Here is a 12,166-nt window from a genome sequence, read left to right as displayed (position 1 = left end):
GAGGTTGCCATGACTGACTTGCTCATTGACCCCGGTGCTGCACAAGCGATTGCCGAGGGGCGGCATGGCGACCCGTTCTCGGTGTTGGGGCTGCACAAACGCGGCGGTAAATGGGTGGTGCTGGGGTTTGATCCCGGTGCCGAACGGATGTTCGTATTGCCGGGGAAATCCGGCAAACCCGTGGCCGCAACGCCGGTCAAAGGTGCTGCTGGCCTGTTTGTGGCCGAGCTTGCGCGCAAATCGGACTATCGTTTGCGCTGGCAAGGGCATGGCGCGGAATGGGAATGTGAAGACCCATTCGCATTTGGCCCGGTGCTGGGCGAATTGGACGAATATCTGCTCGGCGAAGGCAGCCACAAACGGCTTTGGCAGGTGCTGGGCGCGCATGTAATCACCCATGAAGGGGTTGTGGGCACGCATTTTGCGGTCTGGGCCCCGAATGCCGAGCGGGTTTCGGTGGTTGGCAACTTCAACCAATGGGATGGCCGCCGCCATCCGATGCGCAGGCGCGGCGGCACCGGGGTGTGGGAGACTTTCCTGCCCGCGATTGCCGAGGGCGAGGCCTATAAATACGAAATTCGCGGCCCGGGTGGGGTTTTGCTGCCGTTGAAGGCCGATCCGGTGGGCTTTGGTTCGGAACACGCGCCGAAAAATGCTTCTGTGGTACGGCAGATTGAGAATCCGCGATGGCATGACGCTGATTGGATGGCAACGCGCGGGGCGAAGCAGACGATTGATGCGCCGATTTCGGTTTATGAGGTACATCTGGGGTCTTGGAAACGGGCTCCCGGCGACCGGATGCTGTCCTATACCGAGCTTGCCGAACAACTGGTCACATATGTTGCCGACATGGGGTTCACTCATATCGAGTTGATGCCGATTTCCGAATATCCGTTCGATGGCTCTTGGGGCTATCAGCCGGTGGGCCTGTTTGCACCAACGATCCGGCACGGCACCCCGAACGAATTCCGCGCCTTCATGGATGCCGCCCACCGACGCGGTATTGGCGTGCTACTCGATTGGGTGCCGGGGCATTTCCCGACCGACGCACATGGCTTGGGCCGCTTTGACGGCACGGCACTTTATGAACACCAAGACCCGCGCGAAGGCTTCCATCAGGATTGGAATACGCTGATCTACAATTATGGTCGGGTCGAGGTTTCCAACTACCTTGTCTCTAACGCGCTGTATTGGTTGGAAGAATACCATATGGATGGGCTGCGAGTCGATGCTGTGGCCTCGATGCTTTACCGTGATTACAGCCGCGAAGCGGGGCAGTGGGTGCCGAACAAAGACGGCGGACGCGAGAATTACGAAGCGATTGCCGTGCTGCAAAGCATGAATATCACTGCCTATGGCGAGGTTGCAGGTGTGATGACGGTGGCCGAGGAAAGCACCGCGTTTGCGGGCGTGTCGCGTCCGGTGAACCACGGCGGGCTTGGCTTTGGCTTTAAGTGGAACATGGGCTGGATGAATGACACCCTGTCCTACATGCAGAAAGACCCGATCTATCGTCGCTTCCATCACCACCAGATGACCTTCGGGCTGCATTATGCTTGGTCGGAAAACTACATTCTGCCGATCAGCCATGACGAGGTTGTGCATGGCAAAGGCTCGATGTTGGAGAAGATGCCGGGGGATGGTGAACAGAAGTTCGCAAACCTGCGAGCCTATTATGGCTTCATGTGGGCGCATCCGGGTAAGAAGCTGTTGTTCATGGGCTGTGAGTTCGCCCAAGGCAAGGAATGGAACCACAATCAGAGCTTGGATTGGCATCAGCTTGAAGTTCCAGCGCATCAGGGCATGCAAAACCTCGTGCGCGATCTGAACCGGGTTTACCGCGACGTACCTGCCTTGCACGTTAACGATACGCGCCCAGAAGGCTTTGAGTGGATCGAAAGCAATGACGCGGAGGCCGGGGTCTACGCTTGGGTCCGCAAGGGCAAACCGGGCGATCCGATGGTGGTGGCGCTGGTCAATATGACCCCCGTTGATCGGGCCTACCGGGTTGGGCTGCCGGCCGGTGGGCATTGGACGGAAATACTGAACACGGATGCTGCGGTTTACGGAGGAGGGAACCGTGGCAATCTGGGTGGCGTGGGGGCGGAGGCCATTCCGCATCATGGCCGCCCGCACTCGGCTTCAGTCAATGTGCCGCCACTCTCGGCGGTTTGGCTGAAACAGGGTTGAAATCACAGGATAAAAGCGGGCGCAGGCCTGCGTAAAGGGAGGACTACGATGCAACCAAGACCCAATGCCCGTCTGTCATCGCAGGCTATGGCTTTTGTTCTGGCCGGGGGGCGCGGCTCTCGGCTGAAAGAGCTGACAGATCGGCGCGCCAAACCCGCCGTATACTTTGGCGGCAAGACCCGGATCATCGACTTTGCTTTGTCGAATGCGCTGAATTCCGGCATACGCAAGATGGCGATTGCGACGCAGTATAAGGCGCATAGCCTGATCCGCCACATGCAGCGCGGCTGGGGGTTCTTCCGGGCCGAGCGCAACGAGTATCTGGACATCTTGCCAGCCAGCCAGCGGGTGTCTGAGAATAAGTGGTATCTTGGCACCGCCGATGCAGTCGCGCAAAATATTGATATCGTTGATTCTTATGGTGTGAAATACATCGTCGTTCTGGCCGGTGATCACATCTATAAGATGGATTACGAGGTGATGTTGCAGCAGCATGTTGACAGCAAAGCTGACGTGACAATCGGCTGTCTGACCGTGCCGCGGATGGAGGCTGTGGCCTTTGGCGTGATGCATGTCGACAAGGACATGCGGATCACGTCGTTCCTTGAGAAACCCGCTGATCCGCCCTCGATCCCCGGCGACCCGGACAATGCCTTGGCCTCGATGGGGATTTATATCTTCGACTGGGCCTTCCTGCGTGACCTTCTGATCCGTGATATGGCGGATGATAACTCTAGCCATGATTTCGGCAATGATCTGATCCCGGATATCGTGAAAAACGGCAAAGCGGTGGCGCATAAGTTTGCAGACAGCTGCGTGAAATCGGGGTTGGAGACGGAACCCTATTGGCGCGACGTGGGGACGATTGATGCGTTCTGGCAGGCCAATATCGACCTGACCGATTTCATCCCCAAGCTGGATATCTACGATCAAAGCTGGCCGATCTGGACCTATTCGGAAATCCTGCCGCCCGCCAAGTTCATCCACGATGAAGAAGCCCGGCGCGGCATGGCGGTATCGTCGCTGGTGTCGGGCGATTGTATCGTCTCGGGGTCCGAGGTGCGCAATTCTTTGCTGTTCACCGGCTGTCGGACCCATTCGTTCAGCACACTCGACTATGTCGTGGCGTTGCCGCAGGTGATTGTGAACCGCAATGCCGAGTTGAAGAACTGCGTGATCGACCGTGGCGTGATCATCCCGGATGGGTTGGTGGTGGGGCAAGATCCCGAGATGGATGCGAAGTGGTTCCGCCGCACCGACAGCGGTATCGTGCTGATTACGCAGGATATGCTTGACGAACGGGCGCGGGCGTTGTCCTGACTTAGTAGAAAAGCGGTGGCGACCGTGGACTTAGCCTCTGGTCGCCCAAAGATATTTGGACCAACGTGAAAGGATCAGAGATGCAGGTTCGGGGGCGAGTTTTGTCTGTCGCGTCGGAGTGTGTGCCGCTGATCAAGACCGGGGGCCTGGCCGATGTGGTCGGGGCTTTGCCGGGGGCCTTGGCGAAAGTTGGCTGGGATATGCGGGTGTTGATGCCTGCTTACAGGGCGTTGCGGCCTCGCCTTGATGATCTGGATGAGGTCTGGTTTGAGCAGAACCTGTTCGGCGGTGACGCACGGGTGATGGCGGGTGAAATCGACGGTTTGCGAGTGATGCTGCTGGATGCGCCGCATCTTTATGACCGTGAGGGTGGGCCGTATTCTGGCCCCGGGGGCGACTGGTTCGACAATGCGCGGCGGTTTGCGGCCTTGTCGTGGGTCGCGGCCCGGATGGCGCGCGATGGCATTGATGGCTGGAAACCTGACATTCTGCACGCGCATGACTGGCAGGCGGGCTTTGCCCCGGCCTATTTGTACTATGGCGGTTCGGGCGGTGTCGCCTCGGTGCTGACGATCCATAACATCGCGTTTCAGGGCTGGGCTCCAGCGCAGGCTTTGGTGGATTTGCGGTTGCCCCCTGATCAGTTTTACCCCGGTGCTTTGGAGTATTACGGCGGGTTGTCCAGCCTGAAGGCCGGTCTGGTCTGTGCCGACCGGATCACAACGGTGTCCCCTAATTATGCCGCCGAATTGATGCGGCCAGAGTTTGGCATGGGGATGGAGGGCGTGATTGCCCAGCGGGCTTCGGTGGTGTCGGGGATTTTGAACGGGGTGGATACCGGGGTTTGGTCGCCCGCCGTGGAACCCATGCCCTACTCGGTGAAGTCGCTGAAAGGCAAAGCCGCCAACCGGGCGGCGTTTTGTGCCGAAATGGGTTTGGACGTTCCGGGGCCGCTGGCAGTTCTGGTCAGCCGTTTGACCGATCAGAAGGGCATTGATCTGCTGGAAACCTGCATCCCCGATTTCATTGCGGGTGGCGGTGGTTTGGCGGTTTTGGGCTCGGGCGATGCTTTGCTGGAAGCCGCGATGCGCCGCTTGGAAGCACGGTTTCCGGGCCGGGTTTCGGTGCGCATTGGCTATGATGAGGCTTACAGTCATCGGTTGTTTGCCGCAGGTGATGCCGTGCTGGTGCCAAGCCGATTTGAGCCGTGCGGACTGACCCAGATGTATGGGCTAGCCTATGGCACGGTGCCGCTGGTGTCTTCGGTTGGCGGTTTGGCCGATACGGTGATCCACGCAAGCCCGGCTGCACTGACGGCTGGGGTGGCGACGGGGATCGTGTTTCATCCTGTCGATGCGACGGGCTTTGGGCTGGCGTTGCGGCAGTTGGTGCAGCTTTACGCCAGTAAAGCCCAATGGGCGCAGGTGCAGAAAAACGCGATGAAGCAGCCGGTTGGCTGGGAGGCCTCTGCCGCCGCTTATGCAGCCCTCTATGCGGAAATGCTGGCGTGAGCTTATCGGGATATGCCACCTCTGCGGGGCGGCCTTGGCCGATGGGGGCGATGCTGACCGATGACGGGGTGAATTTTGCGGTATTCTCGGCCCATGCCACGGCGTTGGAGTTGTGCCTGTATTCGCCGGACGGGCGACGCGAACAGGCGCGCTTGCCGTTCGCGGACCGCGAGGGCGATGTCTGGTATCTGCATGTGGCGGGTCTGTCTGCCGGGCAACTCTACGGTTTGCGCGCTTACGGCCGCTATGCGCCGGATGAGGGCCAACGCTTTAACCCGCACAAGCTGCTGATCGACCCCTATGCACGCGGTCTTGCCGGGCGGTTGCGTTGGTCGGATGCGGTGATGGGTTACAAGATCGGCGCCTCGCGCGGCGATGGCTCGTTTGATCCCCGCGATAGCGCCTTTGCGGTGCCGAAATCGGTGGTGGTCGACCCCGGTTTCCACTGGGGCAACGACCGTCCGCCGCAGGTGCCGATGGCTGATACGGTGATCTATGAGGCGCATGTCAAGGCGCTGACCATGCGCCATCCTGCCATTCCGCAAGCGATGCGTGGTACTTATGCAGGCCTCGCGCATCCGGTGATGATCGAGCATTTCAAGCGCTTGGGCGTGACCACGCTGGAATTGCTGCCCGTGCAGGCTTATTTCGACGACCGCTTTCTGGTCGCCAAGGGCCTGCGCAATCACTGGGGCTATCAGACCATGGGGTTCTTTGCGCCTGAACAGCGCTATGGAACGGCGCAGCCTTTGCGTGAGATGCAGGTGATGGTGAAAACCTTGCATGCAGCGGGGTTAGAGGTCGTGCTGGACGTGGTCTATAACCACACTGGCGAGGGCGATGCTTGGGGTCCGACGCTCAGCTTCCGCGGCCTCGATAACACCAGCTATTACCGCCTGATCCAAGGCGGTCGGCACTATGCCAATGATGCGGGCACTGGCAATACGCTCGATCTGACCAACCCGGCGGTGCTGCGGATGGTGATGGATTCACTGCGCTATTGGGTGCAAGAGGTGCATGTCGACGGCTTCCGCTTTGATCTGGCCTCGGTCTTGGGGCGCGAGCCTGCGGGCTTTGACCCCCAAGGCGGCTTCTTCGATGCGATCCGGCAAGACCCCGTTCTGGCGCGGGTGAAGCTGATCGCCGAGCCTTGGGATATCGGCCCCGGCGGCTATCAACTCGGCGCTTACCCGGCACCTTTCTCGGAATGGAACGACAAATACCGCGACGGTGTGCGCCGCTTTTGGCGCAATGATGCTGGCCTCGCACCTGAATTTTCCCGCCGCCTGATGGGTTCGGCAGATAAGTTCGATCACTCCCGTCGCCCCGCCACGGCTTCGGTGAATTTCATCACCTCACATGACGGCTTCACGCTGGAAGATCTGGTCAGCTACACCATCAAGCGCAACCTCGCCAATGGTGAGGACAACCGTGACGGCCATGACGATAATCACGCCGATAATATGGGCGTCGAAGGCCCCAGCCCTGACCCCGCGATCCGTGCCGCGCGTGATCTGCGCAAGCGCAACCTACTGGCAACTCTCATGCTGTCTCAGGGCACGCCGATGCTGCTGGCAGGCGATGAGTTGGGCCATTCTCAGGCGGGCAACAACAATGCCTACGCACAGGACAATGACCTGACACGGATTGATTGGGGCGCTGCCGACACCGTGTTGATTGATTTTGTGGCGCGGCTGACGGCGCTGCGCAAAGCCCATCCGGTGCTGCGGCAAACCCGCTTCCTGCATTCGCAAAAGCGGCTGGCCGATGGCCTGCCCGATGTGATCTGGCGCCGCGCGGATGCCGCAATCCCCAGCCCGAACGATTGGCACGACCCGGCGTTTCGCTGCATTGGGCTTGAATTGCGCATGGCCGCCGAAGGCCCCGACGCGCCGGACGCGCTTTATGTGGTGTTCAACGGCGGCGGGGTGGTGGCTTTGCGCCTGCCCGAAACCGCCGCACAATGGCGGTTGGTGCTGGATAGCACGCGGCCCGATCTTGCGCCCGAACCCTATACGACGCGGCTGGATATGCCGCCGCAATCCGTTTTCGTCTTTGAACCGCTGCTCTCTGGAGGCACCGCATGACCACGATTTCCACCCAACCCATCGCCGGGCAAAAGCCTGGCACCTCTGGCCTGCGCAAGAAAACCCCGGTGTTCATGGGGCCGCATTACCTTGAGAACTTCGTGCAGGCGATTTTCGATGTGATCGGCGCGAAAGGGAAAACCTTTGTGCTGGGCGGCGACGGGCGCTATTTCAACGACCGTGCCGCGCAGGTGATCTTGCGGATGGCGGCGGCAAATGGCGCGGCGCGGGTGATCATCGGCCAAGGCGCGATCCTGTCGACGCCTGCGGCCAGCCATCTGATCCGGCTGAACAACACCGATGGCGGCATCATCATGTCGGCCTCGCACAACCCCGGTGGGCCGAATGAGGATTTCGGCGTCAAGTTCAACATGCCTAACGGTGGCCCCGCGCCGGAGGGTGTCACCGAGGCGATGTACAAACGTACGACAGAAATCACCGCGTATCACATCGTGGAATCGCAGGATGTTGACCTGTCGGTGATCGGGCGCAGCCAGTTGGCGGGCATGATCGTCGATGTCGTCGATCCGGTGGCCGACTACGCCACGCTGATGGAAAGCTTGTTTGATTTCTCGGCGATTGCGGCGATGTTCAAAGGCGGCTTTCGGATGCGGATGGATTCTATGTGCGCCGTGACCGGCCCTTATGCGGTTGAAATCTTAGAAAAACGCCTTGGCGCTGCGGCGGGCACCTGCATCAACGCAACACCTTTGCCGGATTTTGGCGGGATGCACCCCGACCCGAACCCTACTTGGGCCAAGGCGCTGATGGATGAAATGTTTGGTGACAATGCCCCCGATTTCGGCGCGGCAAGCGACGGTGACGGCGACCGCAACATGGTGGTAGGGGCGCGCGCCTATGTCTCGCCCTCCGACAGCCTCGCGGTCCTAGCGGCCAACGCGCATCTTGCCCCCGGCTATAAGGCCGGGCTGAAAGGCGTGGCGCGCTCGATGCCCACGTCCGCTGCGGCGGACAGGGTTGCGGCCTCGCTGGGCATTGCGTGTTATGAAACCCCGACCGGCTGGAAGTTTTTCGGCAACCTGCTCGATGCAGGCCGCGCCACGATCTGTGGCGAGGAGTCGTTTGGCACCGGATCGGACCATGTGCGCGAGAAGGATGGCCTTTGGGCGATACTTCTCTGGCTCAATATCCTCGCCGTGCGCAAGCAGTCGGTGGCCGCGATCTTGGCGGAACACTGGGAAAAGTTTGGCCGCAACTATTACAGCCGTCACGACTTCGAGGTGATTGCCAGCGACAAAGCCGATGCGATGATGGCGGCTTTGCGGGGGTCTTTGACCAGCCTACCGGGGACGCAACTCGAAGGCCTAACGGTGCAAGCGGCGGATGATTTCGCCTATACTGATCCGGTCGATGGCTCTGTCTCAAAAGCCCAAGGCGTGCGGATTTTGTTTGAAGACGGCAGCCGCATCGTGCTGCGTCTGTCTGGCACTGGCACCGAGGGCGCGACCCTGCGGCTGTATCTGGAGCGCTATGCGGCAGGGCCGGACGGGCTTGATCTCGATCCACAAGTGGCACTCGCCCCGGTGATCGGCGCCGCGCATACGCTGGCGGGGATAGAAGGGTATACGGGTCGCGTGACGCCAGACGTGATTACCTGAGGCCAAAATGTCGGTTTCCGCTGAGATGCGGCGGAAACTGACCTTCAACTGTCGGAGTTGGCTGCGCTGCCACGCCCATTCGGCGCATCCTTGACATAGGTGTCGAGGGAGATGGCGATGACAGAGCAAGGTGTGCGTTCAGGGCGGCAAGCGCGGCAAGTGGAACGGGCGAAGAAGGGCGGCGGTATGGGGCGGCCTTATATTGTGCGCAATATCCCGACCTATGATGTGCTGTCCGAGGAAAATCTGCTGAAGGTGGAACACGCCGCCGACCGGATTTTGGCCGAGACCGGCATCGAATTCCGTGACGATGCGGTGGCGCTTGATCACTGGAAGCGGGCGGGAGCCAAGGTCGATGGTCTGCTGGTAAAATTCGAGCCGGGGATGCTGCGCGATATCCTGAAATCTGCGCCGCGCGAATTCACCCAACACGCCCGCAACCCGGCCAATTCGGTGCGGATCGGCGGTAAAAACGTGGTGTTCGCGCCCGCCTATGGCTCACCCTTCGTGATGGATCTCGACCGCGGACGGCGGTTTGGCACGCTGGAGGATTTCCAGAATTTCATCAAACTCGCGCAATCCTCCCCAAATTTTCACCACTCTGGCGGCACGATCTGCGAGCCGACCGATATTCCGGTGAACAAGCGGCATCTCGATATGGTGCTGGCGCATCTGACGCTGTCGGACCGGCCGTTTATGGGGTCTGTCACCTCGGAAGATCGCGCTGAAGACAGCATTGAAATGAGCCGGATCGCCTTTGGCCGGGAGTTTGTGAACGATAATTGCGTTATTCTCGGCAATGTGAACGTGAATTCGCCCTTAGTCTGGGATGGCACCATGACCAACGCGCTGCGGGCCTATGCGCGGGCCAATCAGGCGGCGGTTGTGGTGCCGTTCATCCTCGGGGGTGCTATGGGACCGGTGACCAGTGCGGGCGGCATCGCGCAGTCTTTGGCCGAGACGATGGCCGGTTGTGCCCTGACCCAGTTGGAGCGGAAGGGGGCACCGGTGATATTTGGCAACTTCCTGTCGTCGATGAGTTTTCGGTCTGGCTCGCCCACCTTTGGGACACCGGAACCTGCGATTGGCTCGATGGTTATCGGTCAGCTGGCGCGGCGGTTGGGGTTGCCTTTGCGGTGTTCGGGGAATTTCACCACCTCAAAGCTGCCGGATGCGCAGGCGATGATGGAGGGGACGATGTCGATGCTGGCCGCGATCCATTGCGGGGCGAATTTTATCCTGCATTCGGCGGGGTTTCTGGATGGCTTGCTGAGCATGTCTTATGAGAAATTCATGCTGGATGCGGATCTGTGCGGCAGCCTGCATACTTATCTGGACGGCGTGAAGATTGATGATGATCAGCTGGCTGTCGAGGCGTTTGCGGAAGTGGGGCCGGGCAATCATTTCTTTGGCTGCGCCCATACGATGGCGCATTATGAGACCGCGTTTTGGGACAGCGATTTGTCGGATAATGAGCCGTTTGAAAAATGGGAGGCGGCCGGGTCTCTGGATGCTGCCAGCCGGGCCAACAAGCTTTGGAAAAAGCGGCTGGCGGAATTTGAGGCGCCAGATTTGGACGCGGGGATAGCCCAAGGGTTGGCTGAGTTTGTCGAGGCCAAGAAAGCCTCTGTGGGGGATGCTTGGTATTGAGGTCCCAACTCGGGACCAAAAAATATACTGTGTTATCAGCGTGTTGATATGGTCAACTTAAGGAAAAATTAACACTTTGACGGCGTGAGGGCGATTCCTGACACGGAAATCGTGCCGGAAAACGGCTTCGTTTTCCGCCCTCAGCCCCGCAGTCCGGTCTCTTCCAACAGCCCCATGCGCTTGGCCTCATAGTAGTAGCCTTTGGCATACCACATCATCGCGCGGTCTTCACTGCCGCGCGACACCAGCCATGCGCCGCGCAGATATTTTCCAGCGTAATGCAGGTTGGTTTCGGCATCGAGCAAGCCAGAGGCCGGGCCGTGATAGCCCATGGTGGCGGCGGTTTGCGGGTGGATTTGCAATAGGCCATAATAGGGGCCGTGGCGCGCGGCCGGGTTGTAGCCGCTTTCGCGGCGGATTTGACGGTGCAACAGGCTTTCTGGGATGTCGTGAATCCGCGCCCATTTCTTGATCAGCGCATGCATCTCGGGTGTGTCGCCGGACGCGGGTTCCAGTTTCGGCGGCCTGCCGCCGCCACAAGCGGCAAGCGTCAGGGCGCTGAGGCTGAGAGACAGCAGGGCGCGGCGCGACAAGGGCGTCAAGTTCCTCGGCATCAGGTTCCTCGGCATCAAGTTCCTCTGGGTTTTTCGCGTGATAACGACGCGAACCCGGTCTGGAAAGGGCCAAGGCCCAGATCGGCGGGAAAATGTGCGGCAAGCTTTGCGAATTGCTCAAAACTTGATCGCAGACAGCAATCGCCGCTTCTGTCATTCTGTTGTGATCAAAGCTGGGCAGATTACCACATATCTTGGGCTTGCGCTTGGCAAAACGCCAGATATGGTTGGCCTTAAGACGACTGCACCCTGTTGACGACTGTTGAAATACGGAGTCTCTTGCGGAATGGACGGCGATTTTAGGACCCAGTTTGTACGCGACCCTGCGGCGCTGAAGCAATTTCCGGCGCTGGTGCTCAATGCGGATTTCCGCCCGCTCAGCTATTACCCGCTGTCACTTTGGCCTTGGCAAGAAGCGATCAAAGCGGCGGTCTTGGACCGCGTGCAGATTTTGGCCGAATACGATCATGTCGTGCGAAGCCAGCGACAAGAATTCCGCATACCTTCGGTGGTGGTGCTGAAGGACTATGTAAGACCCCAAAAGCGCGTGGCCTTCACGCGCTTTAATCTTTTTCTGCGCGACGAATTTTGCTGCCAATATTGCGCGGCCAAAGGTGATCTGACCTTCGATCATGTGCTGCCGCGTTCCAAAGGCGGTGTGACCAGTTGGGAGAATGTGGTGGCGGCCTGCTCGCCCTGCAATCTGCGCAAAGGTTCGCGGACACTGAAACAGGCGGGGCTGCATCTGGCAAAAGTGCCAAGGATGCCGACGGCAGAGGAAATGCAGGGCCATGGCCGCCGCTTTCCGCCGAACCATCTGCACGACAGCTGGATGGATTATCTGTATTGGGATGCGGAACTGGACGCCTGAGGGCGCTTCTTGGGGCTGATTGTAAAACGACCCATAAAAGTCACAAAAACGGGTGTTTTGGTTCCGTAAGGAAGCATCGGATTCACCAGGCGTTGTTTTTGTTCAGTTTCTTGAGTGGTTTTGGTTTCAGCTTTTGGTCGCGGCATAAGTAAGCTGGTTCTGATGACCGCAAGTTCGCAGGTATGTATTGGATCCCGAATCCCTGATGATCGCTTGATCGGCGGTTGACTGGTCAGAAAGTTCTTTTTTGCTGACTTGGTATTGCCTAGTTTCGCTGAGGGCGGCTGCTCTTGCCTGCGAGTTG

The 12,166-nt window shown here is 59.4% G+C and carries 8 protein-coding genes; 7 read left to right on the top strand and 1 reads right to left on the bottom strand.

The window, feature by feature from the left end:
• Window positions 1-9: 9 nt before the first annotated feature.
• The 6 genes from glgB to ACS5RD_RS16295 all read left to right on the top strand — a co-directional run bounded on the left by glgB (window position 10) and on the right by ACS5RD_RS16295 (window position 10,377).
• Entirely contained in the window at window positions 10-2,190 is a 2,181-nt protein-coding gene (gene glgB, locus ACS5RD_RS16320) for a 1,4-alpha-glucan branching protein GlgB (RefSeq protein WP_489928273.1), read from the top strand.
• A 48-nt stretch (window positions 2,191-2,238) separates the two neighbouring features.
• Window positions 2,239-3,510: a glucose-1-phosphate adenylyltransferase gene (gene glgC, locus ACS5RD_RS16315; protein ID WP_489928272.1), complete on the top strand. Its 1,272-nt coding sequence runs from the start codon at window positions 2,239-2,241 to the stop codon at window positions 3,508-3,510.
• Window positions 3,511-3,590: 80 nt separating this feature from the next.
• Complete coding sequence (gene glgA / locus ACS5RD_RS16310; RefSeq protein ID WP_489928271.1) at window positions 3,591-5,021, top strand: glycogen synthase GlgA; 1,431 nt, start codon at window positions 3,591-3,593, stop codon at window positions 5,019-5,021.
• Window positions 5,018-7,108 carry a glycogen debranching protein GlgX gene (gene glgX, locus ACS5RD_RS16305; RefSeq protein ID WP_489928270.1) on the top strand — a complete coding sequence of 697 codons (2,091 nt, stop codon included), beginning with the start codon at window positions 5,018-5,020 and terminating at the stop codon, window positions 7,106-7,108. Before glgA ends, glgX begins: the two co-directional genes overlap by 4 nt.
• Entirely contained in the window at window positions 7,105-8,727 is a 1,623-nt protein-coding gene (locus ACS5RD_RS16300) for an alpha-D-glucose phosphate-specific phosphoglucomutase (protein WP_489928269.1), read from the top strand. The genes glgX and ACS5RD_RS16300 overlap by 4 nt, the downstream gene beginning before the upstream one ends.
• Before the next feature lie 117 nt (window positions 8,728-8,844).
• On the top strand, window positions 8,845-10,377 hold the full coding sequence (locus ACS5RD_RS16295; protein WP_489928268.1) for a trimethylamine methyltransferase family protein: 1,533 nt from the start codon (window positions 8,845-8,847) through the stop codon (window positions 10,375-10,377).
• Window positions 10,378-10,517: 140 nt separating this feature from the next.
• Here the strand turns inward: ACS5RD_RS16295 and ACS5RD_RS16290 are convergent, their stop codons facing one another.
• Window positions 10,518-10,991: a transglycosylase SLT domain-containing protein gene (locus tag ACS5RD_RS16290; protein ID WP_489928267.1), complete on the bottom strand. Its 474-nt coding sequence runs from the start codon at window positions 10,989-10,991 to the stop codon at window positions 10,518-10,520.
• Window positions 10,992-11,277: 286 nt separating this feature from the next.
• On the opposite strand from ACS5RD_RS16290, the gene ACS5RD_RS16285 reads away from it, so the two are divergent.
• A complete protein-coding gene (locus ACS5RD_RS16285; protein WP_054009124.1) occupies window positions 11,278-11,862 on the top strand; it encodes an HNH endonuclease in 585 nt (194 codons plus the stop codon).
• The last annotated feature ends 304 nt before the right edge of the window (window positions 11,863-12,166 follow it).

The organism is Cypionkella sp. PAMC25878, assembly GCF_058135695.1.
The sequence above is the reverse complement of the archived record's forward strand: the minus strand, read 5'-3'. Positions and strand labels throughout refer to the sequence as shown.

What these genes read in the sequence shown, in the direction of transcription:
- glgB (WP_489928273.1), top strand. Translation starts at nt 10, where the DNA reads ATGACTGACTTGCTCATTGACCCCGGTGCTGCACAAGCGATTGCCGAG.
- ACS5RD_RS16285 (WP_054009124.1), top strand. Translation starts at nt 11,278, where the DNA reads ATGGACGGCGATTTTAGGACCCAGTTTGTACGCGACCCTGCGGCGCTG.
- ACS5RD_RS16295 (WP_489928268.1), top strand. Translation starts at nt 8,845, where the DNA reads ATGACAGAGCAAGGTGTGCGTTCAGGGCGGCAAGCGCGGCAAGTGGAA.
- glgC (WP_489928272.1), top strand. Translation starts at nt 2,239, where the DNA reads ATGCAACCAAGACCCAATGCCCGTCTGTCATCGCAGGCTATGGCTTTT.
- glgA (WP_489928271.1), top strand. Translation starts at nt 3,591, where the DNA reads ATGCAGGTTCGGGGGCGAGTTTTGTCTGTCGCGTCGGAGTGTGTGCCG.
- ACS5RD_RS16290 (WP_489928267.1), bottom strand. Translation starts at nt 10,991, where the DNA reads ATGCCGAGGAACTTGACGCCCTTGTCGCGCCGCGCCCTGCTGTCTCTC.
- ACS5RD_RS16300 (WP_489928269.1), top strand. Translation starts at nt 7,105, where the DNA reads ATGACCACGATTTCCACCCAACCCATCGCCGGGCAAAAGCCTGGCACC.